20 protein-coding genes and 1 pseudogene are annotated in these 23,632 nt (G+C 71.0%); 10 read left to right on the forward strand and 11 right to left on the reverse strand.

Annotated elements, in window-relative coordinates:
- Window positions 1-5 precede the first annotated feature (5 nt).
- On the reverse strand, window positions 6-1,832 hold the full coding sequence (locus tag OG331_RS36995; protein ID WP_406204675.1) for an endonuclease/exonuclease/phosphatase family protein: 1,827 nt from the start codon (window positions 1,830-1,832) through the stop codon (window positions 6-8).
- 318 nt (window positions 1,833-2,150) lie between these two features.
- On the opposite strand from OG331_RS36995, the gene OG331_RS37000 reads away from it, so the two are divergent.
- The 6 genes and pseudogenes from OG331_RS37000 to OG331_RS37025 all read left to right on the forward strand — a co-directional run bounded on the left by OG331_RS37000 (window position 2,151) and on the right by OG331_RS37025 (window position 10,100).
- On the forward strand, window positions 2,151-3,584 hold the full coding sequence (locus OG331_RS37000; RefSeq protein ID WP_406204678.1) for a hypothetical protein: 1,434 nt from the start codon (window positions 2,151-2,153) through the stop codon (window positions 3,582-3,584).
- Window positions 3,585-3,791: 207 nt separating this feature from the next.
- Window positions 3,792-5,240 (forward strand): alkaline phosphatase PhoX, encoded by a 1,449-nt coding sequence (locus OG331_RS37005; RefSeq protein ID WP_406204681.1) that lies wholly within the window; start codon window positions 3,792-3,794, stop codon window positions 5,238-5,240.
- A 784-nt stretch (window positions 5,241-6,024) separates the two neighbouring features.
- Window positions 6,025-7,161: pseudogene (locus OG331_RS37010) on the forward strand (TROVE domain-containing protein); the annotation flags it as partial.
- Between the two features lie 123 nt (window positions 7,162-7,284).
- On the forward strand, window positions 7,285-7,932 hold the full coding sequence (locus OG331_RS37015) for a GntR family transcriptional regulator (protein ID WP_406204683.1): 648 nt from the start codon (window positions 7,285-7,287) through the stop codon (window positions 7,930-7,932).
- 20 nt (window positions 7,933-7,952) lie between these two features.
- On the forward strand, window positions 7,953-8,969 hold the full coding sequence (locus OG331_RS37020; RefSeq protein ID WP_406204686.1) for a 1-aminocyclopropane-1-carboxylate deaminase: 1,017 nt from the start codon (window positions 7,953-7,955) through the stop codon (window positions 8,967-8,969).
- Between the two features lie 93 nt (window positions 8,970-9,062).
- The gene (locus OG331_RS37025) at window positions 9,063-10,100 is read left to right on the forward strand and encodes a LacI family DNA-binding transcriptional regulator (protein ID WP_406204689.1); all 1,038 of its coding nucleotides are present in this window, start codon (window positions 9,063-9,065) and stop codon (window positions 10,098-10,100) included.
- Window positions 10,101-10,286: 186 nt separating this feature from the next.
- On the opposite strand, the gene OG331_RS37030 is transcribed toward OG331_RS37025, so the two are convergent.
- The 7 genes from OG331_RS37030 to OG331_RS37060 form a co-directional block, all read right to left on the reverse strand.
- Window positions 10,287-11,516, reverse strand: a complete 1,230-nt coding sequence (locus OG331_RS37030; RefSeq protein WP_406204691.1) for a TerD family protein — start codon at window positions 11,514-11,516, stop codon at window positions 10,287-10,289.
- 193 nt (window positions 11,517-11,709) lie between these two features.
- A complete protein-coding gene (locus OG331_RS37035) occupies window positions 11,710-12,699 on the reverse strand; it encodes a zinc-dependent alcohol dehydrogenase family protein (RefSeq protein ID WP_406204694.1) in 990 nt (329 codons plus the stop codon).
- Window positions 12,696-13,544 carry a carbohydrate ABC transporter permease gene (locus tag OG331_RS37040; RefSeq protein WP_328882452.1) on the reverse strand — a complete coding sequence of 283 codons (849 nt, stop codon included), beginning with the start codon at window positions 13,542-13,544 and terminating at the stop codon, window positions 12,696-12,698. The genes OG331_RS37035 and OG331_RS37040 overlap by 4 nt, the downstream gene beginning before the upstream one ends.
- A complete protein-coding gene (locus tag OG331_RS37045) occupies window positions 13,541-14,479 on the reverse strand; it encodes a carbohydrate ABC transporter permease (RefSeq protein ID WP_406204697.1) in 939 nt (312 codons plus the stop codon). Before OG331_RS37045 ends, OG331_RS37040 begins: the two co-directional genes overlap by 4 nt.
- Window positions 14,476-15,846, reverse strand: a complete 1,371-nt coding sequence (locus OG331_RS37050; protein WP_406204699.1) for an ABC transporter substrate-binding protein — start codon at window positions 15,844-15,846, stop codon at window positions 14,476-14,478. Before OG331_RS37050 ends, OG331_RS37045 begins: the two co-directional genes overlap by 4 nt.
- A gap of 105 nt (window positions 15,847-15,951) precedes the next feature.
- Window positions 15,952-16,722 (reverse strand): DeoR/GlpR family DNA-binding transcription regulator, encoded by a 771-nt coding sequence (locus OG331_RS37055; RefSeq protein ID WP_328882455.1) that lies wholly within the window; start codon window positions 16,720-16,722, stop codon window positions 15,952-15,954.
- 326 nt (window positions 16,723-17,048) lie between these two features.
- Window positions 17,049-17,873 (reverse strand): NAD-dependent epimerase/dehydratase family protein, encoded by an 825-nt coding sequence (locus OG331_RS37060; protein WP_406204701.1) that lies wholly within the window; start codon window positions 17,871-17,873, stop codon window positions 17,049-17,051.
- Window positions 17,874-18,038: 165 nt separating this feature from the next.
- On the opposite strand from OG331_RS37060, the gene OG331_RS37065 reads away from it, so the two are divergent.
- Both OG331_RS37065 and OG331_RS37070 read left to right on the forward strand, forming a co-directional pair.
- On the forward strand, window positions 18,039-18,992 hold the full coding sequence (locus tag OG331_RS37065) for a 5-dehydro-4-deoxyglucarate dehydratase (RefSeq protein WP_406204704.1): 954 nt from the start codon (window positions 18,039-18,041) through the stop codon (window positions 18,990-18,992).
- Complete coding sequence (locus OG331_RS37070; protein WP_406204707.1) at window positions 18,989-20,152, forward strand: hypothetical protein; 1,164 nt, start codon at window positions 18,989-18,991, stop codon at window positions 20,150-20,152. The genes OG331_RS37065 and OG331_RS37070 overlap by 4 nt, the downstream gene beginning before the upstream one ends.
- Here the strand turns inward: OG331_RS37070 and OG331_RS37075 are convergent.
- Window positions 20,089-21,324 (reverse strand): MFS transporter, encoded by a 1,236-nt coding sequence (locus OG331_RS37075; RefSeq protein WP_406204710.1) that lies wholly within the window; start codon window positions 21,322-21,324, stop codon window positions 20,089-20,091. The two genes, OG331_RS37070 and OG331_RS37075, sit on opposite strands and share 64 nt — an antisense overlap.
- An 80-nt stretch (window positions 21,325-21,404) precedes the next feature.
- Window positions 21,405-21,533 carry a hypothetical protein gene (locus tag OG331_RS37080; RefSeq protein WP_406204713.1) on the reverse strand — a complete coding sequence of 43 codons (129 nt, stop codon included), beginning with the start codon at window positions 21,531-21,533 and terminating at the stop codon, window positions 21,405-21,407.
- 116 nt (window positions 21,534-21,649) lie between these two features.
- On the opposite strand from OG331_RS37080, the gene OG331_RS37085 reads away from it, so the two are divergent.
- Both OG331_RS37085 and OG331_RS37090 read left to right on the forward strand, forming a co-directional pair.
- Entirely contained in the window at window positions 21,650-22,108 is a 459-nt protein-coding gene (locus tag OG331_RS37085) for a DUF6010 family protein (protein WP_406204715.1), read from the forward strand.
- Between the two features lie 159 nt (window positions 22,109-22,267).
- A complete protein-coding gene (locus OG331_RS37090) occupies window positions 22,268-22,858 on the forward strand; it encodes a TIGR03086 family metal-binding protein (RefSeq protein WP_406204718.1) in 591 nt (196 codons plus the stop codon).
- A 15-nt stretch (window positions 22,859-22,873) separates the two neighbouring features.
- Here the strand turns inward: OG331_RS37090 and OG331_RS37095 are convergent, their stop codons facing one another.
- Complete coding sequence (locus OG331_RS37095) at window positions 22,874-23,530, reverse strand: hypothetical protein (RefSeq protein ID WP_406204721.1); 657 nt, start codon at window positions 23,528-23,530, stop codon at window positions 22,874-22,876.
- Between the last annotated feature and the right edge of the window lie 102 nt (window positions 23,531-23,632).

Here is a 23,632-nt window from a genome sequence, read left to right on the forward strand (position 1 = left end):
GGAGGTTACGGACGGAACCGCAGCACCTGCGGGTCGTGGTCGCTGATCTGGTCGTTGAACTCCGAGTTGACGTGCACGCTGTCGTACTCGAAGTCGCAGGAACGCCGGATCGACGGGCTGACCAGGATCTGGTCCAGCGTCTGGGCGTTGCCCTGGTAGACGTACGAGTACCGCTCGCTCCTGGGCAGCGACTTGATCGCCGACCACAGCGCGCCGTCGTCCTCCAGCAGCTCGGTGGTGCCGGAGAACTCGAAGTCGTTGATGTCGCCGAGCGTGACGACGTCCGCGTTCTTCTGGGCGGCCAGGATGTCCTTGACGAAGGTGTTGACCGCGCTCGCCTGGAGGTGGCGCTGGGTCTCCGAGCTGCGGGCCGGCGGCTGGTACTGCGCGTGCAGGGACTGGTCGCCGCCCTTGGAGGCGAAGTGGTTGGCGATCACGAAGACCGTGCGGCCACGGAACACGAACTCGCCGGCCAGCGGCTTGCGGCTGTTCGTCCAGGCCGCGTTCGCCGGGTCGATACGGCCGGGGGAGACCGTCAGCGCCGCCTTGCCCTTCACCTTGGTCACACCGGCGGCGGTCGTGGCGTCGCCGCCCGCGCGGTCGGTGAAGGAGACCCGCTTCGGGTTGAACAGGAACACCTGGCGGATGTTGCCGCCCGGCTCGCCGCCGTCGGCCTTGTCGACCGGGTCGATGGAACGCCAGTCGTAGGCCGGGCCGCCCGCCGTGACGATGGCGTCGATCAGCTTGCCCACCGTCTGGTCGGCGGCGACCGTGCCGTCGTTCTTCGCGCCGTTGTTGTCCTGGATCTCCTCCAGGGACACGATGTCGGGCGACTGGAGGTTGTTCACGATCGCGGAGGCGTGCTCGGCGAACGTGGCGTCGGACGGGTCGAGGTTCTCGACGTTGTACGTCGCCACAGCCAGCTCGTCGCGCCGCTGCTTCTGGGTCGTCTCCCGCTCGAGGCCACCGCTCTTGAGGGTGCCGAGCTCGCTCGCGACGAGGGTGTAGCCGCCGAACTGGTTGTAGTCCAGCGGGCCGGCGGTGGTGCCGGTGAGGGTGTCACCCACGTTCGCGACCGGGAACTCGGCGCCGGGGCCGAGCGACTGGATCTGCAGCCGGCCGGTGTTCTGGGAGTCGTAGGAGCCGTAGACCGTGCCGCCGCGGCGGTTGCGGTGCTCCCACGGCTTCACCGTCACCCACAGCTCGTGGAAGTCGTCGGTCGCGGTGACCACGCGGGCGTCGGCGACCTCGACGTTCATGCCCTCAAGGGACTCGTAGTGGTCGAGGGCGTACCTCGACGGCCGCAGCGTCAGGCCGTCGATCGAGCCCTTCGCGGCCGAGTCGCCGGCCGGCGTGTACCGGTCCGGCACCGAGTCCTCGTCGACGACCTGCGCGGCCGGGACGGCGTTGCCGCTGGAGACGACGGTGACGGTCGGCTTGGTGATCTCGGTCAGCGACTGGTTCCCGGAGGTGGCGCCGCCGGGGACGTACTCGGAGACCGTGCCCGCCACCAGGACCGAGTCGCCGACGGCGACCTTCGGGACGGAGCTGGTGAAGACGAAGACGCCCTCACTGGTGGCCGGGTCGGCGTCGGCGTCCTGCTCCTGGATCCAGAAGCCTCTGGACGAGCCGTAGGTGCGCACGCCGGTGACAATTCCGGCCACGTCCGTGACCTGCTTGCCGGCGTACGGGGATATGCGGGTGCTGCCCTGGATGTCATGGATGCGCACGGAGTCGGCGTGCGCGGGGGACGTGAGGACAACGGTGGACGCCGCGGAACAGACGGCGGCGACGGTGAGCGCGGCGAGGCGCGCGGACTTCTTGCTCGGCAACGGGATCCCTCCGGGGACATACTTGGGCGCCGGGACGAGGGTGGTGCGTGGAACGGTGGGTGCAGGCGCGACCGGTGGGGCGGCGGCGACGCGCGTAGAAAATACAGTGAACAGATGTCCGCTCGATTTCTACGCGCGTCAATCTCCTGCCTGCTCACGTCAGTTGTCAAGGTTTCGGCCATGTACACCGCCCGGCGGGGAGATGAACCGGGCGGCATGGGTGGAAACCCGTCTAGGCTGAGCGGTTGAGCCGTGAAGTGGAGAGCGGCTGGGCCGTGACGCCTACGGCCCTGCGGAACGCCCTAGGAGAACCAGCCGATGTCAGACAGCTCCTCCCTGCCGCCGGTGCGGCTGCATCCCGAAGCGGAGCTGGCGCGGGACGCGCTGTCCACGCCGTTGCTTGCCCGGGCCGCACGGCTGGCCCGCTGGGCCGGCCCCGACACCCGGGTCGACGCCGGGGGCGGCCTCGTCGACGAGCAGTTGCCGGCCGCCGCCGAGGTGCTCGCGCTGAGCGGGGACGACGCCGCCGCGTACGCCAGTGAGGCCTGGCGCGTCGCCGTCGACACCGGGCTGGTGGAGATCGTCGACGAGGAGACGGGTGCCGTAGCGGCCGGCGCGGACCTGGCGCTGCTGACCGGCGGTTCGCCGCAGGACGTCCTCGCGGTGTGGCTGGGTGCCCTGGAGACGGTGCTCGCGGACGCCAGCGTGCCCGACCTCGACGACCTGGTCGACGCCATGGACGCGGGCGGCGAGATCGACCTCTCCACCCTGGACTGGGACCCCGAGGCCGAGGCGGAGTTCCTCGACGGTGTGCTCGGCAACCTGTACCTGCTGACGGTCAGCGAGGACGGGCCGGGCGACACGCCCGTACCGCTGCCGGCCCTCGCCGCGTCGATGATCGTGCCCAGCGACATGGGCGAGCCCACGAACGACGTGCTGGAACAGGTCTCCGACGCGATGATGCGCCTGGACGACCAGTTCCGGCTGCTGGAGCCGGTCGGCCTGGTGGAGTACCAGCCGGTGGACGAGGCACTGATGGCGGACGTCGAGGGCGCCGAGGAGGCCGCGGCCGCCGTCGACGACACCGACGTGTCGCGCTACGGCATGGTGCGGCTGACCCCGCTCGGACTGTACGGGCTGCGGGCGCGGCTGCTGGAGGCCGGGTTCGAGTCGCCCGCGGTCGGAGACCTGGCGGACAAGGGCGCCGACGCGCTGCTCGACGGCACGTCCACCTTCCCGCAGGCCGCCGCGCACGCCGAGACCGTGCAGTGGCTGGACCGGCGCGAACCCCTCGCCGCGGCCCGGGAGTTGCTCGCGGCGGCACGGGGTCTGGACGCCGGGGCGCCGCTGCGGCGACTGCGCTGCCAGCAGGCGCTGTCCCTGGTGGGCACCGAGGCCGAGCCGGCACTGCGGGAGGTCCTCGACGATCCGGAGCTGGGCGGGCTGGCCCGGGTCTGGCTGACCGAGGCGGGGTTCTCCGACGTGCCCCCGCCCTCCCAGGACCTGGTGTTCTGGCTGACCGTCGACACGCTTGCCGCACAGCTCGCGGCCGAGGGGAACTCCGACGAGCTGCGGGCCCTGGTGGAGGGGCTGGCCGCGCAGCACAGCGGGTTCTTTGCGGCGGCCTGGCGGGTCGAGCATCCGGCCACGGCGGATGTGCTGGAGGCGATGGGGCGGTTGCATCCGGACAAGAAGATCGCGAAGGAAGCGCGTAAGGCTGCCTTCAAGGCGCGGTCGCAACAGGGTGGTTGACGGTCGGTTGGCCGGTGCGGGTGCGTGGGGGCTGGTCGCGCAGTTCCCCGCGCCCCTCGGGGGCGTTGTCCTGGGCCGTGCTGATTCATTGAGGTAGCTCCACTGAATCCTTCCGGCGTTCAACCCCCGTTCAGAAACAGGCGGGAGCGTTACGCCGTTCCGGAGTTCGCCGCCCTCCACGGCACACCCACGGTCACAGGAGACAGCATGTCGCTCACCCGCAGGGACTTCGCCAGGAATTCCGCGATCACCGGGGCCGGTGTCGCGCTGGCGGGCAGCGCCGGCGTTCTCGCCACCGCGCCGAACGCGCTCGCGTCCACGGAGTCCGAGACCGCGAGCGAGAAGTCCGCGGACGCCCACTGTGGCGGCGTCGGGTACGGACCCCTCGTCCCGGACCCGAAGGGCCTCCTCGCGCTGCCCGCCGGGTTCAAGTACCGGATCATCACCTACAGCGGTAGGACGAAGCTGGAGTCGGGCGAGTTCACCCCCTCGAACCACGACGGCACGGCCACCTTCGACGGGCCGCGCGGCACCACCCTCCTCGTCAACAACCACGAGCTGAAGGGCCCGCGCGCCGACTGGGACCACCCCGTCCCGCTCACCGAGGGCCTCGTCTACGACCCCGCCGCGGCCGGCGGCTGCACCGTCGTCGAGGTCCGCCCCGGCGGGCAGGTCGCCGAATGGGTCGGCATCGCGGGCACCTCCACCAACTGCGCGGGCGGCAGCACCCCTTGGGGCACCTGGCTCACCTGCGAGGAGAACTCCGACAAGGCCGGCACCAACGGCATGACCAAGGACCACGGCTACGTCTTCGAGGTCGACCCCATCGACCGGCGCGCCAACAAGAACCCCAAGCCGCTGAAGTTCTTCGGTCGCTACGACCACGAGGCCGTCGTCATCGACCCCAAGCGCGGCCACGCCTACCTCACCGAGGACGCGGCCACGCCCAACGGGCTGTTCTTCCGCTGGACCCCGCCGAAGGGCTTCGAGTACGGCAGCGGCACGTTCCGCAAGCTGGCCGATGACGCCGGCGTCCTCCAGGCGCCCAAGTGCTTCGACTCCGGCGGCAAGTTCGTCGACGACCTCTCCCGGGCCACCAGAATCGGCACCGTGTACGGCGTCGACTGGGTGGACGTCCCGGACCGGGACGCCAGGACCACGCCCGTGCGCAAGCAGTTCGCCGACGGCGAGATCACCCGGGCCCGCAAGCTGGAGGGCATGTGGTGGGGCGACGGCGGCGCCTACATCGTCTCCTCGTACGCCCGTGAGGAGAGCCCCGGCCGGCACGACGGCCAGGTCTGGTTCTACGACCCCAAGCGCCGCACCCTCACCCTGAAGGTCCTGCTCGGCGTCAATCCCGACCCGTCCAAGGACGGCGCCTTCGACGGCCCGGACAACATCACCGTCTCTCCGTACGGCGGCCTCGTCATCGCCGAGGACGGCGAGGGCGTCCAGCACCTCTTCGGCGCCACCGACAGCGGCCGCACGTACCCGATCGCCCGCAACGAGCTGAACATCGGCACCGAGGAGGAGCCGGAATACAGCGAGTTCACCGGCGTCACGTTCTCGTGCGACGGCCGGACGCTGTACGCCAATATCCAGACGCCGGGCATCATGCTCGCCATCACGGGGCCCTGGAAGCGGCAGCGACGTTAGAACGCGGGATCACTCGTGCGGGTGTGGCTGTCCGATTCGACCGACGGCCCGTCGTGCTGGACTTACGGTTCACCCATGTCCAACTCGTGTGAGCAGTGCGGCCTGCCGACAAAGAGAAGGGGCAGGCGCTTCTGCAGCAACCGGTGCAGCCTCCTGGGGACGGCCGCTCAGCGGGCTGGGGCCCGGCGTAGGCCGAAACCTGTGTGCCCTCAGTGTGGTGAGTCGGTCCTGACCAGGGGTGCGGTCCACTGCAGCCGTGCCTGCGCCAATGTGACCCGTCAGCAGGAGGCGGCGGCACGTCGCGGGGAGCCCACGCCGTGCCGCCGGTGCGGATCGACGGAGCGTCGCCCCCGCTGCGACGGGCCGTACTGTTCGTGGGAGTGCTTCAATGAGGACCGCTACGAGCGAACAGGCACGTTTGCGCGATGGCTTGCCGCGTGGCAGGCGGGCGAGGTCAGCGGTACTCGGGACGACGGCAGCCCGGACTGGCGCGTGCGTCAAGCTCTGGTCCTGCTCAGAGGGCAGCGTTGCGAGAAATGCGGTTGGGCCGAGGCCAACCCCGTGTCGGGCCGCGTCCCCCTGCACGTCGACCACGTTCAGGGGGACCGCACAAGGAACCGTCCGGAGGACGTCCGCCTGCTGTGCCCGAACTGCCACGCGCTGACGCCCAACTACCAGCACCTCAACAACCCGAGGGTGCAACCTGTGCGTCAGAAGCAGAGCCGCCGGTATCAGGAGGTTTGGCTCCGCGAACGTACGGCGTAGCGGACGGGTACTTTCGACCGTCAAGCGCGGTGTCGCCGACGCCGTGCGCCGGCTCTACAGCGGCAGGTCGCTGCTGAAGTACGACACCGCGTCCAAGGGGTACCGCTTCGGCGACATCCTCAACGTGGTGCATGCGGCCCCCGACCCGGACAAGCCGGGGCAGGGCGACCTGTTCCAGTACGCCCTCGACCGCCGGCACAACCCGGACACCGCCGTGCCGCCCGCGTCCAACCGGACGCTGGTCGCACACCGCGAGCTGATGGCACTGCCCGTCGAACAGCGGCGTGCGGTGGTCACGTCGGACGGCGGGGCCGAGCGGCTCGCGGCGGCAGGCATGACGTGGGAGGCGCTGGCCGGCTGGCTGCAGGGGCCGATGGACAAGGAGGCCTGGGAGGCCGTGATTCCGTCGATGGGCGCCATGACGCTCGTCAGGAATCTGCGGAACTTCGACGAGGCGGGCGTCTCGGACGAGGTCGCGGCCCAGGTCGCCGCCCGGATCAGTGATCCGGAGGAGGTCGTACGGTCGCGGCAGTTCCCCTTCCGGTACCTCGCCGCGTACCAGCACGCGCCGTCGCTGCGCTGGGCGTACCCGCTGGAGCAGGCACTCGGCCACTCGCTGGCCCAGGTGCCGGCGCTGCCCGGCCGGACGTTGGTGCTCGTCGACCGCTCGGGCTCGATGTTCTGGTCCCGGCTGTCCGACCGCTCGCAGCTCAACCGGGCCGACGCGGCGGCGATCTTCGGCACGGCGCTCGCGCTGCGGGCGGCGGACTCGGATCTCGTCCAGTTCGGCACGGGCAGCGGCGAGATCGCCTTCCGCAAGGGCGAGTCGGTGCTGAAGGTCCTGGGACGCTTCGGGGACCTCGGCGGCACGAACACCACCGAGGCAGTGCGCAGGCACTACCGGAAGCACGACCGGGTGCTGATCGTCACCGACGAGCAGTACGCCCCCAGCAACCACGGCGACCCGACCGAACAGGTCCCGGCCGACGTACCGGTCTACACCTGGAACCTCGCCGGGTACCGGGCGGGCCACGGTCCGTCGGGGACGGGCAACCGGCACACCTTCGGCGGCCTCTCGGACGCGGCCTTCCGGATGGTGCCGCTGCTGGAGGGGGCTCGGGACGCCGACTGGCCCTGGGCTGCCCGAGCTGCTTGAGCTGCTTGAGCTGCTTGAGTCGAGAGTGGCCCGCACCGCGTGGGGAGTGCGGGCCGCTCTCCTGTCCGCGTCCCTCGGCGCCGCCCCTTGTCGCCGTCAGGACTGACATCTAACATTTCAGTTGTGGAGGCGATACGACCCGTAGCCCGCACCCTGCTCAGGGACCGGGCCTACGAAGCGATCCGGGACGCCATCGTGGCCGGGGAGATCGAGCCCGGCGCGGTGGTGCGGGACGCCGATCTCGCCGAGCGGCTCGGGCTGTCCCGGGCGCCGGTGCGCGAGGCGTTCTCGCGTCTCGTGGACGAGGGGCTGCTGGAGAGCAAGCCACAGAGCTACACGCGCGTGACGTCGGTCGTCGCCGACGACGTACGCGACGCGGCCGCCGTGGTCGGCGCCATGCACGAGCTGGTGACTCGGGTCGCCGTACCCCGGCTGGCCGCGGCGGACGTGGAGATCATGCGCGCCGCCAACGAGCGCTTCGCCACCGCCGTCGCCGCCGGCGAGGTGGACCTCGCCCTGCGGGCCGACGACGAACTCCACGACGTGCTGGTGCGGGTGAGCGGCAACCGCGCGGCCGCCGCCACCGTCGCCCGCTACACCCCGCTCATCCGCCGCCTGGAGCGCCGGCGCTTCGGCGAGGGCGGGACCTGCCGTTCGGCCGGGCTGCACGAGCGGTTGATCGAGACGTGCGCGGCCGGTGACGTGGACGAGGCTGTCCGGGTCACGGCGGAGATCTGGCGAGGGCTCGCCGAACTCGCCGACAGCGACTGACCCTTCCCGGGAGGATCCCCATGCCCCTTTCCTCGTACGACCGTTACCCCCTCCTCTTCGGCCCGTCCCCCGTGCACCCCCTGGAGCGCCTGACCGCCCACCTCGGCGGCGCCTCCCTCTGGGCCAAGCGCGAGGACTGCAACTCCGGTGTCGCGTACGGCGGCAACAAGACCCGCAAGCTGGAGTACCTGGTCGCCGACGCGCTCGCGCAGGGCTGCGACACGCTCGTCTCGATCGGCGGCGTGCAGTCCAACCACACCCGCCAGGTCGCCGCGGTGGCGGCCCGTGCCGGGCTCAAGTGCGTGCTGGTCCAGGAGAGTTGGGTGGACTGGCCCGACTCCGTGTACGACAAGGTCGGCAACATCCTCGTCAGCCGCCTCGCCGGGGCCGACGTACGCCTTGTGCGGGCCGGGTTCGGGATCGGCTTCAAGGAGAGCTGGGAGCAGGCGCTGCGTGATGTGGAGGAGTCGGGCGGAAAGCCGTACGCCATCCCGGCGGGCGCCTCCGACCACCCGCTCGGCGGGCTCGGCTTCGCCGGTTGGGCAGACGAAGTGGCCGAGCAGGAGCGGGAGCTGGGCGTCTTCTTCGACACCGTGATCGTGTGCTCGGTGACCGGTTCCACGCAGGCCGGCATGGTCGCCGGATTCGCCGCCCTGGAGGAGGCGGGCGGCCGCCCGCGCCGGGTCCTCGGCATCGACGCCTCGGCCAAGCCCGCCACCACACGTGAACAGATCGCCCGGATCGCCGGCAATACCGGCCGGCTCATCGGTGTCAAGCGCGAGTTGACCGAGGCCGACGTCGAGCTCGACGACCGCTATCACGCGGGCACGTACGGGATACCGGACGGGACGACGCTGGAGGCGATGCGGCTGGCGGCGCGGACCGAGGGGATGGTCACGGACCCGGTCTACGAGGGCAAGTCGATGGCCGGGATGATCGATCTGGTCTCGCGCGGGGAGATCACGGCGGACTCCACGGTCCTCTACGCCCATCTCGGCGGGCAGCCCGCGCTGAACGCGTACAGCGCGCTGTTCTAGGCGGCCGGACGCGCCGAGCTGCGGGGGCCGCGGGCCGGCCTCGCGGTGCCGGGCCCTGCCGTGCCGCGTGCCTGGCCGGATACAGTGCACTGCGTGCGGGCGGACGATCAGCAGCGGGAGCCGAGTGTCGAACGGCCCGACGGCAACCGCCGCCGGGCCACGATCCACGATGTCGCGAAGCTGGCCGGAGTGTCACGGCAGACGGTCTCCCGCGCGGTGAACGACAAGGGCGAGATCGACCCGGCGACGAAGGAACGGGTGCTGGAGGCGGCGCGGCTGCTGGACTACCGGCCGAGCCGGTTCGCCCGTGGTCTCGTGCAGAAGGGGACCGTGACGGCCGGGCTGGTGATCCCGGATCTGATGAACCCCTTCTTCCCCGAGGTGGCCGCGGGTGTGCTGGAGGCGGCGGAGCAGCGCGGCTGGCAGGTGGTGATGTGGGACTCCCGCATCGACGAGGCCCGGGAGCGCGACGCGCTCGATGCGCTGTCCCATCAGGCCGACGCGATCGTGGGCTACTTCAAGAGCCCGGAGGACGTGCTCGCCCGGCACCTCGGCGGTGTACCGCTGGTGCTGCTGGAACGCGGGCCGCAGCAGACCCGTTTCGCGGCCGTGGGGATCGACGCCGCGACCGGTCTCGAACAGGGCATGGCGCATCTGGTCGCCGCGGGTCACCGCCGGATCGGCATGCTGGACGGTGTGCACGGCCCCGCCCCGCGCAGACAGGCCTTCCTGGAGCTGGCGCGGCGGCACGGCCTGCCGGTCGACGACAGCTGGGTCGCGCTGAGTCCCGAGCACAGCGTGGCCGGGGGTGAGGCCGGCATGGAGCGGCTGCTGGACGCCCGGCCCGACATCACCGCCGTCTTCGGCTTCAACGACCTGATCGCGGTCGGCGCCATGCGTGCCGCCCGGCGCCGCGGCCGGCGGGTGCCGGACGACCTGGCCGTCATGGGCTTCGACGGACTGTCGCTGGGTGAGCTGGTGGAGCCCGCGCTGACCACCCTGCACATCGACAAACGGCGGCTGGGAAGGCTGGCCGTCGAGCAGGTCGCCCGGCTGCGCGCCGGTGAGGAACCGCTGCGGGGCGCCGCGGCGTGGGTGGTCCCGGAGCTGGTGGTGCGGGCCTCGGCCTGACGGCCGGTGGGCCGGGAACGCCGCAACGCACGGCCGGTCACCTCTCGGCTCGTCGTGTTCCTCCTCGGGGCGCGGCACTTCCTCAGGGATCCGGCGGCGGGCGCGAGGAAGATGTGACCGCTGCGCCTCCCCGGGCTCCGGGCGCCCCTCTTCGACCGGGGGGCGCCCTGGACGTCGTACGGCTGTCTACAGTGCCTGGGCCGCCGGCTTCACCATCCCCCGCACCGTGCGGGACTTCACGAAGTCGCCCATGGCCGTCATCTCCCACTCGCCGGAGAACTGCTTGATCAGCTTCGCCATCATCACGCCCGTCTGTGCTTCGGCGTTGGTGAGGTCGAAGCGGACGAGTTCCTCGCCGGACGCGGCGTCGATCAGCCGGCAGTAAGCCTTCGCGACCTCGGTGAACTTCTGGCCGGAGAAGGAGTTGACCGTGAAGACGAGGCCGGTGACGTCCTGGGGCAGGCGCCCGAGGTCGACAGTGATGACCTCGTCGTCCCCGCCGCCCTCGCCGGTGAGGTTGTCGCCGGAGTGGCGGATCGCGCCCTGCACGATCTGGAGCTTGCCGAAGTAGCAGCTGTCGATGTGGTTGCGCTGCGGGCCGTAGGCGATGACCGAGGCGTCCAGGTCGATGTCCTTGCCGCGGTACGCCGGCTCCCAGCCGAGGCCCATCTTGACCTGGGAGAGCAGGGGGCGGCCGCCCTTGACGAGGGAGACGGTCTGGTTCTTCTGGAGGCTGACGCGGCCCTTGTCCAGGTTGATCTTTCCGGCGCCGGGGGCGGGCGGCGCGGGTGGGGCCGGGGGAGCGGCGGGGGTCTGGGGTGCCTGCGGTGCCGGGGGAGTGGACATGGGCGGGGCCGGCGGGGCGGCCGGGGGCTGCATGGTGGGCTGCGGCGGGGCCACGGGGGCGGCCGGGGCCGGGGCCGGCTCCTCGACCGTGACGCCGAAGTCGGTGGCGATGCCGGCCAGACCGTTGGAGTAGCCCTGGCCGACGGCGCGGGCCTTCCAGGCGCCGTTGCGCAGGTAGACCTCGACGATCACCAGGGCCGTCTCGGTGCCGAGTTGTGGGGGCGTGAAGGTGGCCAGGACGCTGTTGTCGTCCGCGTTGCGGATGGTGGCCGTCGGTTCGATGCCCTGGAAGGACTGGCCGGCGGCGTCGGGGCTGGCGGTGACGACGATCTTCTCGATGCCGGGGGGTACGGCCGCGGTGTCGACCGTGATCGCGTCGGGGCTGGTGCCGCCGCCCGAGCGGTACGTCACGCCCGGGCCGGACGGTTGGTTGTAGAAGATGAAGTCGTCGTCGGAGCGCACCTTGCCGTCGGCGGTGAGCAGCAGGCCCGATACGTCGAGCCGCACCGGGGCGGCGACGTCCACCGTCACGCGGGCGGCGGAGAGAGGGATGTTCGAGCCGGGGGTCATAGCTGTCATGGTCCGTGAACGAGCGGGGGCGCTTTACCGTTCCCTTACCCACGGCCATTCGGCGGGGGCCGCGGATTTCGCCCCCGCCGCCCCTACCCTTCCCGTCCTCCAGGGGCTGCCGCCCCTTCGACCCCGGCCCCCTGGGGGCTGCCGCCCCCAGACCCCCGCTCCGGCCCCGCCGGGGCGGAGAACCCTACGGGACCACCACGATCTTCCGGCCCACCCCGGACGCGAACTGCTCCAGCGCCTGCGGGTACCGCTCCAGCGGGATGCGGTCGCTGATGAAGATGTCGGGGTCGAGGACGCCGTTGGCGAACAGTTCCGCCGCCCGCTCGAAGCTGTGGAGGACCGCCATCGAACCCGTGATGGTGATCTCCTGGTTGTAGATGCGGTACGGGTCGATCGTGACGCGCGTCGCGTAGTCCGCGACCCCGAACTGCAGGAACGTACCCGCCTTGGCGACCCGCTCCAGGCCGTCCTGGATCGCCGCCGCGTTGCCCGTGGCGTCGACGACGAGGTCCCAGCCCTGAGGCCGGTCCAGTTCGTCCGGGTTGGCCGCAGAGGCCGAGACGCCGAGGTTGCGGGCCGTTTCCAGGCGGGCCGGGTTGATGTCCACCATGTCCACGCTGGCCGCCCCCGTCCGCTTGGCCAGCTCCAGCATCATCAGGCCCATCGTGCCCGAGCCGTAGATCAGGACGTGGGCGCCGAGGCGGGACTGCAGGACGTCGTAGCCGCGGACGGCGCAGGAGAGGGGTTCCACGAGGGCCGCGTCCTGGGTGCGGACGTGGTCGGGGAGCCGTACGCAGTTCGCGACCGGGGCCACGGCGTAGCGCGCCGCGCCGCCCGCCGTCGTCACGCCGATCGCCGCCCAGCGTTCGCAGAGGTTGTTGTGGCCGGTGCGGCAGTAGCGGCACTCGTAGCAGTAGAGGGAGGGGTCCACTGCGACCCGGTCGCCCACCGACAGCTCCGTGACCTGGGTGCCCACCCCGACCACCTCGCCCGCGAACTCGTGCCCGGGGACGATCGGCAGCTTCGGTGCGAACTCGCCCTGCAGGATGTGCAGGTCCGTGCCGCACAGGCCGCAGGCAGCCACCTCGACGACGACCTCGCGCGGGCCGGGCGTCGGGTCGGGGACCTCGGCGACGACTGCCTTGCCGACGGACTCGATGACGGCGGCCTTCATTTCACGGCTCCCAACGACAGGCCCTGGACCAGCTTGTCCTGGGCGGCGAACCCCGCGGCGAGCACCGGCAGGGAGATGACGAGCGACGCGGCGCACACCTTGGCCAGGAACAGGCCCTGGCTGGTGATGAAGCCGGTCAGGAAGACGGGGGCGGTCTCGGCGACCACGCCGGTCAGTACTCGGGCGAACAGCAGCTCGTTCCAGCTGAAGATGAAGCAGATCAACGCCGTTGCGGCGATCCCGGGCAGGGCGATCGGGGCCACCACGCGCGTGAGGATCGTCGGCAGCTTCGCACCGTCCACCCGTGCCGCCTCGATCACGGCGACCGGGATCTCGGCGAGGAAGGACTGCATCATCCACACCGCGATCGGCAGGTTCATGGAGGTGTAGAGGATGACCAGCAGCCAGATGTTGTCGAGCATGTCCGTGTTCTTCGCGAACAGGTACAGGGGCAGGAGGCCTGCCACTGCCGGCAGCATCTTCGTGGAGAGGAAGAAGAACAGGACGTCCGTCCACTTCTTCACGGGGCGGATCGACAGGGCGTACGCCGCCGGGAAGGCGAGGACCAGGACGAACAGCGTCGACGCCACCGATGCCACCGTCGAGTTGATCAGCGCCGGCCAGGGGCTCGCGCCGCCGCCCGCGCCGAAGAACTCGCGGTAGCCGTCGAGTGTCAGCGACGCGGCGAAGGACGGCGGGTTGGTCGCCGCGTCCGCCTCGGAGTGGAAGGACGTCAGGGCCATCCACGCGATCGGCAGGAAGAACAGGATCCCGAGCAGCCAGGCCACCAGGCCGAGGCCAACTCCCTTGCGGCGGCTGCGAAGTCGTACGGCCACTGCACTCATGCGCGTGACACCTCCTCGCGGAACAGGGACGACACCACGCGCAGCGCGAAGGTCGCGATGATGATCGAGCCGATGACCACCAGGACGCCCGCGGCCGAGGCGAGGCCGTTCTCATGGGCCTGGTAGAAGCTCTGGTAGACGGTGTAGGGGAGATTCGCCGTGCCGAGGCCGCCTGACGTGATCGTGAACACCGCGTCGAAGTTCTGGACTATGTAGATCGAGCCCAGCAGGGCGCCGAGTTCGAGGTAGCGGCGCAGGTGGGGGAGTGTCAGGTGGCGGAAGATCTGCCAGTCGCTCGCGCCGTCGACGCGGGCCGCCTCGATCTGTTCGTGGTCGCGGCTCTGCAGGCCGGCCAGCAGGATCAGCATCATGAACGGGGTCCACTGCCAGACGAGGGAGGCCTCGACCGCGAGGAGCGGGGTGTTGGAGATCCAGTCCGGCTGTGGGCCGCCCACATAGTGCAACAGCCCATTGAACAAGCCGTATTCAGGGTTGTAGAGCACATGCTTCCAGAGCAGAGCCGCGGCCACGGGCACCACCAGGAACGGGGCGATCAGCAGGGTGCGGACCACGCCCCGGCCCTTGAACTTCCGGTCCAGGAGCAGCGCCAGGATCAGCCCCAGGACCAGGCTGGCCAGCACCACCGCGACCGTCAGCAGCACGGTCGTCCACACCGAGTGGCGCAGGTCGGCGTCGGTCAGGACTTCCTGGTAGTTGGCGATGCCGGTGAAGTGGCGGGCGTCCGGGTAGAGGGAGTTCCAGTCGAAGAACGAGATCACCAGCGTGGCCACGAACGGCAGCTGGGTCACCACGACCATGAAGATCAGGGCCGGCAGGAGCGGGGCCCGGGTCGCCCAGTTGCGCAAGCGGGCGGAGGGCGGACGGGTGGTACGCACGGGTGTCGTGGCCACGGGGGCCGTAGTCGTCGCTGTCATCGCCCCTCGTACTCCTCGGAGATCTTCTCGGCGAGCTGCTGGGACTTCTTCAGGGCCGACTCGACGGACTGGCGTCCGGCGATGGCCGCGCTGATCTCCTGGGAGACCTTGGTGCCGAGATCGGTGAACTCGGGGATGCCGACGAACTGGATGCCGGGCGCGGGGCGCGGCTGCACGCCGGGGTCGTTCGGGCGGGCGCCCTCGATGGCCTCCTTCGTCATCTCCTGGAAGGCGGCCGCCTCCTCGCGGTAGGCCGGGTTGGCGTAGGTGGAGGCGCGCTTGCCGGCCGGGACGTTGGACCAGCCGATCTCGTCGCCGACCAGCTGCTCGTACTGCTTGCTGGACGCCCAGGACACGAACTTCCAGGCATTGCCGGGGTTGCGGGACGCGTGCTGGATGCCCCAGGCCCAGGTGTAGAGCCAGCCGGCGGACTCCGTCTTCTCGACGGGCGCCGGTGCGTAGCCGAGCTTGCCCTTCACCGGGGACTTCGCCGCCTCCAGGGCACCGGCTGCGGAGGTGGCGTCGTACCACATGGCGACCTTGCCCTGGGTCATGTTGTTCAGGCACTCGGCGAAGCCGGACTGGGCCGCTCCCGACTCACCGTGCTCGCGGACCAGGTCGACATAGAACTTCGTCGCCTTCTCCCACTCGGGGGAGTCCAGTTGTGCCTTCCAGTTCTTGTCGAACCAGGTGCCGCCGAAGGTGTTCACGACGGTGGTGAGCGGGGCCATCACCTCGCCCCAGCCCGGCAGGCCGCGCAGACAGATGCCCTTCATGCCCGGTTCGGCGCCGTCCACCTTCGCCGCGATGTCCGCCACCTGCTGCCAGGTGGGGTGCGCGGGCATCGTGACGCCCTCCTTCTCCAGGACGTCCTTGCGGTACATCAGGAAGGACGACTCGCCGTAGAAGGGCTGGCCGTAGAGCTTGCCGTCGTCGCCTGTCAGGGACTGGCGCATCGGCTTGAGGACGTCCTGCTCGTCGTACGCGGGGTCCTTGGCGACGTAGGAGTTCATCTCCTTCAGCCAGCCGTTGCGGGCGTAGATCGGTATCTCGTAGTTGGAGAGGGTGGCGACGTCGTACTGGCCCGCCTGGTTGGCGAAGTCCTGGCTGATCTTGTCGCGGACGTCGTTCTCGGGCAGGACGGTGAAGTTGACCTTGATGCCGGTCTCTTTTGTGAAAGCCGGGGCCAGCTTCTGCAACTCGGTCATCTGGGGGTTGTTGACCATCAGGACGTTGATCGAGTTGCCGCCCGACCCCGCCCCGCCGGCTCCGACCCAGCAGCCGGAGAGCAGCGGGGCGAGCAGCGTCCCTGCGGCGGCCATGGCGAGCGTTGCTCGCGGTGGCCTCCGTCGGCTCTGGGTTCGCATGGATCGCTCCTGGACGTGAATGAGGGGACGTGAATGAGGGGACGTATGGGGAGATAAAGGGTGGCTTGAGGCGTGAAAGTGCCCCGAGGGGGAGTGGTTGGAGTGTCAGACGCGGATGACCTGGGGTCCCCGCAGGGAGTAGCGGTGGGCCTCGGCCGCGGGGAGCAGGGTGCTCGTGACGATCGTCTCCAGTGCGCCGATGTCCGCGAACCGGCAGAAGCTGACCGCCCCGAACTTGGTGTGCACGCCCGCGAACACCGTGCGGCGCGACGCCCGGATGGCCTGTGCCTTGACCTCACTGACGGCCGGGTCGGGGGTGGTCAGGCCGTGTTCGCGGGAGATGCCGTTGGCGCCGATGAACGCCAGGTCGATGACGAAGCCGGCCAGCATCTTCGTCGTCCAGTGGTCGACGGTGGCGAGGGTGCCGGACCGCACCCGGCCGCCGAGCAGCAGCACGGAGACGTGCTCCGTCTCGGCGAGCGCGCCCGCGACCGGGAGGGACGCGGTGACCACGGTCAGCGGCCGGTCGGTGGGCAGGGCCTCGGCGATGAGCTGCGGGGTGAAGCCCTCGTCGACGAAGACCGTCTCGGCGTCCCCGAGGAGCTCGGCCGCGGCGGCCGCGATCCTGCGCTTCTCGGGGACGTGGCTGGTGGCGCGGAAGGCCAGCGTCGTCTCGAAGCCGGCGCTCTCCACGGGGTAGGCGCCGCCATGGGTGCGCCGGAGCAGGCCGTGGTCCTCCAGGACGCGCAGGTCCCGCCGTACGGTCTCCTTGGCCACGCCCAGCTCGGCGGCGAGCGCGGTGACGTCGACCGAGCCGTCGCGCCGTGCGGCCAGCACGATCTCGCGCTGGCGTTCTTCCGCCGTCCTCGTGCTCATGCCGACCCTTGCCTTCCGCCTTGCTGCCCGTTCGGGCCCGGTGAGGCCCATGGGGGAAGTTCTACAGCGGGTGTTCGGCACTGACCAGCTCTGTTGCAGGTTCGATGCTGCCCGTGTGTGCCCGTTCACCGTGTGGTGTGCCCGTCTCGGACCTGCACGGTTGTGGTGGGGCGCGTGAGATCGGGCGCGCCTGGTGCCCGAATATGGCGGCGGGCGGGCCCGTTCGGTGCCCGTCCGCCCTCTTGCGGCGAAATGTTTCGGTCAGTACGGCCGGATCTTGGTGCCGGCCAGGTCGCGGTACGGCCGGATGTCGGTACGGCCGGATGTCAGTACGGCCAGATCGGCGGGTCGCTGACGAAGTGGCCGCCCAGGTAGGCGTGCGCGATGTTCTCCGGGTCGAGCTCGCCCTGCTCGGCGATCAGCTTCTCGGCGTACGGCTCGGAGTCGTCCTGCGGCTCGTAGCCGAGGGAGCGGGCGCTGGTCAGGTCCCACCACAGGCGTGTGTTCGCCGAGGAGCCGTGGACGACCGTGTGCTCGACGTCCTCGGCGGTCAGAGCCGCGTGGAAGAGACGGGCCCCGTCGGCGGGGCTCATCCACACCGAGAGCATCCGGACGCTGGTCGGCTCGGGGAAGCAGGAGCCGATGCGCACGGACACCGTCTCCAGGCCGTGCTTGTCCCAGTAGAACTGCGCGAGGTCCTCGCCGAAGGACTTGGACAGGCCGTAGAAGGTGTCCGGGCGGCGCGGGGTGTCGATGGGGATCAGCGCGCCCGCGTCGTGCGGCGCGGTGCCCTCGGGGCGGGGCGTGAAGCCCACCGCGTGGTTGGAGGAGGCGAAGACGATGCGTCCGACTCCCTCCTCGCGGGCGGCCTCGTACAGGTTGTAGGTGCCCTCGATGTTCGCCCGGAGGATCTCCTCGAACGGGGCTTCCAGGGAGATGCCCGCGAGATGGATGATCGCGTCGACGCCCCGCACGGCCTCGCGCAGCGCCTCCCGGTCGGCGAGGTCGGCGACGATCGCGTCCGGCTCGCCCTCGATGGGCCGCAGATCCAGGAGCCGCAGCTCGTAGCCGTAGGCCGGGAGCAGGTCCCGCATCAGGGTGCCGAGTCCGCCGGCGGCGCCGGTGAGCAGAACGGTGCGGGGGGCTGGCATCCTCGGTTCTCCTTGAGTCCAGGGCCGTATGCATGCACGCACGGTATTCACATTCATGGACAAGCTAAGGATCATCGACCTTGCTCGTCAAGGGTGGTGCGGTGTGCGTTCATAAATGTAAACTCTGATCAGAATTACGTATGCGCCTCGTTCTAGGGAGAGCCCGTGACGCCAGCCCCCCTTGCCGCACGCCTCAGCGTCCCCGGCGGGCCGTTGTTCTTCCCCGTCACCGCCCACGGCCCCGACGGCTCGGTCGACCTCGACACGTACCGCACCCATGTCCGCCAGGGCGTGACTGCCGGTGCCGCCGCCGTGTTCGCGTGCTGCGGCACCGGGGAGTTCCACGCACTCACGCCCGAGGAGTACGAGGCGTGCGTACGGGCGGCCGTCGAGGCGGCGGCGGGACGCGTGCCGGTCGTCGCGGGCGCCGGATACGGCACCGCCCTCGCCGTGCGGTACGCGCGGCTCGCCGAGGGGGCCGGGGCGGACGGGCTGCTCGCCATGCCGCCGTATCTCGTCCTCGCCGGGCAGGAGGGGCTGCTGCGGCACTACAGGGAGATCGCCGCGGCGACCGCGCTCCCCGTCATCGTCTACCAGCGCGACAACGCCGTGTTCACCCCGGACACCGTCGTCGAACTGGCCCGTACGGACGGCGTCATCGGGCTCAAGGACGGGCTCGGCGACCTGGACCTCATGCAGCGGATCGTCAGCGCCGTACGCGCCGAGGCCCCCGGTGACTTCCTCTACTTCAACGGTCTGCCGACCGCCGAGCAGACCCAGCTCGCCTACCGCGCCATCGGCGTCACGCTCTACTCCTCCGCCGTGTTCTGCTTCGCCCCGGAGATCGCCCTCGCCTTCTACCAGGGGCTGGAGGCCGGCGACACCGCCACCGTCACCCGCCTTCTGGACGGTTTCTACCGCCCGTTCGTCGAACTGCGCGCCCAGGGCCGCGGGTACGCCGTCGCCCTGGTCAAGGCGGGCGTACGGCTGCGCGGGCTGGACGTGGGGGAGGTCCGGCCGCCGCTGCACGAGCCGAGCGAGGACCATGTCAAGCAGCTCGCCCAGGTGATCGAGCGCGGCTATTCGCTGCTGGAGAAGGAGCCGGAGGACACCAAGTGAAGGCGTCCACATTCGTCTACCCCTGGGACGTCAACGCAGACCCGGAGGCACCAGCGAGGATCGCGGCCCTCGGCGTTCACCAGGTGACGCTTGCCTCCGCCTACCACTCCACCCGCGCCCTCACGCCCCGCCATCCGCGCCACCGCATCGTCACCGCCGAGCACGCGGCCGTGCTCTACCCGACGGACGACAGGTGGACGGGCCGGGAGCTGCGCCCGTACCCGGCCGGGGACTGGGCACCCGGCGACGCCTTCGGCGAGGCCGCCGAAGCGCTGGCGGACGCGGGTCTGGAGGTGCACACCTGGGTGGTCCTCGCGCACAACTCCCGCCTGGGCGCCGACCATCCGGACACCTCGGTCGTCAACGCGTACGGCGACCGCTACCCCTGGGCCCCGTGCATCGCACAGCCCGCCACGCGCGCGTACCTCGTCGACCTGGCCGCCGAGGCCGCCGTACGCCCGGGGGCGCGCGGCACCGAGCTGGAGTCCCTCGGCTGGTACGGCTTGCAGCATCTGCACGCCCACGACAAGACCGGCGGGGTGCCGCTCGGGGACGCCGGAACGTACCTGATGGCGCTCTGCTTCTGCCCGACGTGCCAGGAGGGCTACGGCGCCCAGGGCCTGGACGCCGACGAGCTGGCGGCAGCCGTACGCGCCGCCCTCGCGCCGCTGTGGCAGGGAGCGGCGGACGACGGTGACTGGGCCGGCGTCGAGAAGCTGCTCGGCCCGCAGACGGCGGCGGCCACGCGCGCGTGGCGTGACGAGACCGCCCGCACGCTCCAGGAGACGGCCGTCCGGGCGGTCCGCCAGGCCGCTCCCGACGATTTCCAGGTGCTCCTGCACGCCGACCCGGTGACGTATCACGTCGGCGCGAACGCCGGCGTCGACCCCGAGCACATCCTCTCCGTCGCGGACGGCGTCGTCGTGCCGTGCGCGGGCGGCCCCGGTCTGCTGACGCCCTTCGCCGGGCAGGGCCGTGACGGCGCGGTCGTCGCCGCCAACTTCGGTGTCGTCTCCCAGATGGGCGGCAGTCCGGGCACGCTGGCGTCGGACACGGCACGCGCGCGAGAGCTGGGGGCCACCGAGATCCGGCTCTATCACGCGGGGTTGGCGTCCGACGGCGACTTGGCGGCGATACGGGAGGCGCTCGCCGCCCTCTGAAGCAGCGGCAGGGCGGTCAGCAGCCACGCCGGGCCCAGGACGGCCAGCAGCAGCTGTACGTCGAGCAGTTCGACCAGCGCCGCCCCCACCGCGAGCCCGATGACGTTCGGCGTGAAGACGAGCGTGTTGGCCGTGGCGGCGGTACGGCCGAGCAGCGCGTCCGGCGTCTCGCGCTGCACGGCGGTGAGCGCGGCGATCAGCACACAGGGCAGCCCCGCGCCGGCCGCCGCGCCGCAGGCCAGGGCCACCGGGTCGGACGGGATCGCCCGCAGACCGGCCGCGATGGCCGTCAGGGCGATGCCGTACGCGGCGAAACGGCGTTCGCCGAGCCGGCGCAGGAGGGGGCCCGAGAGCAGCCCGATCGCGACCGAACCGGCGCCCTGGACGGCGTACAGCACACCGGCGTACGCGGGGTCGTGCCCGAGGCCGTCGATGACGGCGTAGATCGTCGCCCCGCTGAGCCCGGCGCACAGCATGGTGCTGCCGCCGGCCAGGACGAGGGGGCGCAGCCGTGGGTGCGCCCAGAGGAAGCGGGCGCCCTCGGCGGTCTGCGTCCGCCAGCCGCCGGGCGGCGGCTCGGGCCTGCTCTCGCGCACGCGCAGGCATGCGTAGAGGCAGGTCGCGACCACGAACGTCCCTGCGTCGACAAGGGCGACGCTCGCGCCGCCGTACGCCGCGTAGACGCCCGCGCCGGCCAGCGGGGCGAGGAGTTTCATGCCCTCGGAGGCCGTCATGCGCAGCCCGTTGAAGTCGCCGAGCAGGGAGGCCGGCACGGCGCTCGCGACGAGGGCGGACTCGGCGGCGTCGTGGACGACTCCTGCGGCGCCGTAGACGAACAGGACCGCGAAGAGGAGCCAGAGGCGGGCCGGGGAGTCGACGGTGAAGAGGGTGAGCAGGAGGGCGGCCAGGAGGAGGTTCGCGCCGATCAGCAGGGGCTTGCGGCGGACGCGGTCGGCGAGCGTGCCCAGGAGCGGGCCGGCCAGGGTCGGGGCCCACATGGCGAGCATGCACAGTGCGGCCAGGCCGTCCGAGCCGGTGAGGTCCTTGACCCACACGCCGGACACCAGCCACAGCGCCGAGGTGCCGAAGCCGGAGACGACGGCTCCGGTGAGGTAGAGGGCGGCGTTGCGGTCGCGCAGGACGCGGGGAAGAGCCCAGGTGGTGGTCGTCATGCCAGGCCACTGTGGGGCTAAGGCGGGGGCGCGGGGATCGGGCAAGTGCCTCGGAAGTGGCCTGGGCGCGACGGGAGATGCTAGGCCGACGTCTCCTTGACGACCGCGGGCCGGTACAGGCCCTCAAGCGCTTTGCGCCGCTGCATGACGGTCAGCCGGACGGCGAAATGGATGGCGGCAGCGGCGGCGGCAATGCACATCCCGTCCATGACAATTCGGTGCGGCGGGAATCCGTTGGAAGCTGTCGATTCAGCCACTGGGACGGATGAGGGCGTGCACATAGCGTGATGAGCCGTCCAAGTCCTCCATGCGCAAAGGCAGTTCCATGCAATACGTCGCGCCCATCGGCATCGGCCTCCTCTACGCCCTCCTGATGTCCCTCATCCGGGAACCGCACCGGCGGCGCTTCAACGCGGTCATGGTCGCCGGAGCGGGCGCCGCCTATCTGAGCGGCGGCGGCATGGGTGGCTGGGAGTTCGCGTTCACCGTGGTGGTCACCTACGTCGCCTATCGCGGCCTGGACTCGTGGACCTTCATCGGCATCGGCTGGCTGCTGCACACCGCGTGGGACATCGTCCACCACGTCAAGGGCAACCCGATCATCCCCTTCCTTCACACCTCCTCCCTGGGCTGCGCGATCTGCGACCCGGTGATCGCCCTGTGGTGCTTCGCGGGCGGGAGGACCCCGAGGGAGCTGGTCGAGTGGGTGCGGGGAGTCAGGGGGCGCAAGGGCCGGGTGTCGGGGGAGACGGCTCGGGTGGGGGAGTCGGGGGTCGGGGCGTAGGCCGGGCTCTCGGCGGCGGGCCGGGCGCGGGGGCGCCTTCCTGAGTCGCCGAGGCGCCAAGTCGCGGAGTACCTGAGTCCCCGGGGTGCCGGGTCGCCGATGAGTTTTGCGCCCGGCGCCGGTCCACCTCTCAGGAACCGATCTGTGAGGAGCCCGCCCATGACCGACATGACCCTCGACCTCGGACCGCAGACCCGCGTCGTCGCCCGCCTCGCGGAAGCCGTCACCGACGAGCAGCTCTCGGCGCCGACGCCCTGCCCGGAGATGGCGGTGCGCAACCTGCTGGGTCACCTGCTCGGCCTGTCCGTCGCCTTCCGTGACGCCGGCCGCAAGGACCTGGGCGCCACGACCGACACCAGCCCGGAAGCCGTCGAACCGGACATCGGGCCCGGCTGGCGCGAGGAGCTTCCCAAGGTCCTCGACGAACTGAGCGAGGTGTGGCGCGACCCGGAGGCGTGGACCGGCATGACCCGCGCGGGCGGCATCGACCTGCCCGGTGCCGTGGCGGCCGCGGTCGCCGTGGACGAGCTGGTGATCCACGCCTGGGACCTGGCCCGCGCGACCGGCCAGGAGTACGCCCCCGACCCCGCCGCGTTGCAGGCGTCGCACGACTTCCTCCTCGCCTCGGTGGACGACCCCTCTCGAGGCAGCATCTTCGGCCCCGTGGTGCCGGTCCCCGCCGGTGCACCACTGCTGGACCGGGCGGTCGGGCTGAGCGGACGGGACCCGGGCTGGGGGAGGGATCGCTGACCTGGGGGGTTTCCCCTAACCAAGCTGGTGCTCAACCCGGTGCCGCAGGTATTCGTCGGAGTGGGTGCGCGCGATGTGCACCGCCTCGGCGACCAGGTCGTGCAGGTCGGCGGGGTAGTGGCGCGGGTTCAGGGGGAGTCCGGGGAGTATGCAGCGGCGCACGTCGAGGTCGTCGTTGCTCACGAACTCGCGCAGCGTGGCCTCGTGCCACGCGGCACGGAGGTCGCCCACGGCGTCGAACTCCGCCTTGCTCTCGGGCGTCGGCACCCGCGTCCGCCCGCCGCGGAACCTCAGGGGCGCCTGCGCCCAGTACCAGGCGCGGGCCGCCCCGGCGCGCTCGTAGTCGGTTCCCGTCCGCACATACTCGATCAACGCGGTCTGCACCCGGCGGCGACCGAACACGGTCACAGCAGGCTCGACGAACAGCCGGTTGTGGCTGGGGTCGGGGTCGAGGACGGCCGTGCGCAGGAGCGGGTCGAAGAGCAGGTCGGGCAGCGTTTCCACGGTGCGCAGGGCTCGCCGGAACGCCATCCGTGCCTCCCCCTGCCACTCCCGGTCGCGCGGCATCCGGTCGGGGAGGTCGACACCGGCCAGTCGGGCCAGCTCGGCCAGTTGCAGACGGAACGCCGATGTCCGGTCCTGCGGCCGGCCGGGAAGCGGTGCGAACGTCATCTGCGGTGCCCTCCCTGAGGTGTTGTCGGAGCAGCGTAGGCCCGCGGCCCCAACTTCCTTTGTCAGAAGCGTTGACGAATCATGCGCCCGCTCCTACCTTCA

Origin of the sequence: Streptomyces sp. NBC_01017 (genome assembly GCF_045162795.1) — a bacterium.
Lineage (GTDB): Bacteria > Actinomycetota > Actinomycetes > Streptomycetales > Streptomycetaceae > Streptomyces > Streptomyces machairae.

Coding starts and splice junctions, on each gene's coding strand:
- OG331_RS37035 (WP_406204694.1), bottom strand. CDS start 12,699: ATGAAGGCCGCCGTCATCGAGTCCGTCGGCAAGGCAGTCGTCGCCGAG.
- OG331_RS37045 (WP_406204697.1), bottom strand. CDS start 14,479: ATGACAGCGACGACTACGGCCCCCGTGGCCACGACACCCGTGCGTACC.
- OG331_RS37075 (WP_406204710.1), bottom strand. CDS start 21,324: ATGACGACCACCACCTGGGCTCTTCCCCGCGTCCTGCGCGACCGCAAC.
- OG331_RS37020 (WP_406204686.1), top strand. CDS start 7,953: ATGCCCCTTTCCTCGTACGACCGTTACCCCCTCCTCTTCGGCCCGTCC.
- OG331_RS37095 (WP_406204721.1), bottom strand. CDS start 23,530: ATGACGTTCGCACCGCTTCCCGGCCGGCCGCAGGACCGGACATCGGCG.
- OG331_RS37050 (WP_406204699.1), bottom strand. CDS start 15,846: ATGCGAACCCAGAGCCGACGGAGGCCACCGCGAGCAACGCTCGCCATG.
- OG331_RS37030 (WP_406204691.1), bottom strand. CDS start 11,516: ATGACCCCCGGCTCGAACATCCCTCTCTCCGCCGCCCGCGTGACGGTG.
- OG331_RS37080 (WP_406204713.1), bottom strand. CDS start 21,533: ATGGACGGGATGTGCATTGCCGCCGCCGCTGCCGCCATCCATTTCGCC.
- OG331_RS37040 (WP_328882452.1), bottom strand. CDS start 13,544: ATGAGTGCAGTGGCCGTACGACTTCGCAGCCGCCGCAAGGGAGTTGGC.
- OG331_RS37085 (WP_406204715.1), top strand. CDS start 21,650: ATGCAATACGTCGCGCCCATCGGCATCGGCCTCCTCTACGCCCTCCTG.
- OG331_RS37090 (WP_406204718.1), top strand. CDS start 22,268: ATGACCGACATGACCCTCGACCTCGGACCGCAGACCCGCGTCGTCGCC.
- OG331_RS37060 (WP_406204701.1), bottom strand. CDS start 17,873: ATGCCAGCCCCCCGCACCGTTCTGCTCACCGGCGCCGCCGGCGGACTC.
- OG331_RS37000 (WP_406204678.1), top strand. CDS start 2,151: ATGTCAGACAGCTCCTCCCTGCCGCCGGTGCGGCTGCATCCCGAAGCG.
- OG331_RS37005 (WP_406204681.1), top strand. CDS start 3,792: ATGTCGCTCACCCGCAGGGACTTCGCCAGGAATTCCGCGATCACCGGG.
- OG331_RS37055 (WP_328882455.1), bottom strand. CDS start 16,722: ATGAGCACGAGGACGGCGGAAGAACGCCAGCGCGAGATCGTGCTGGCC.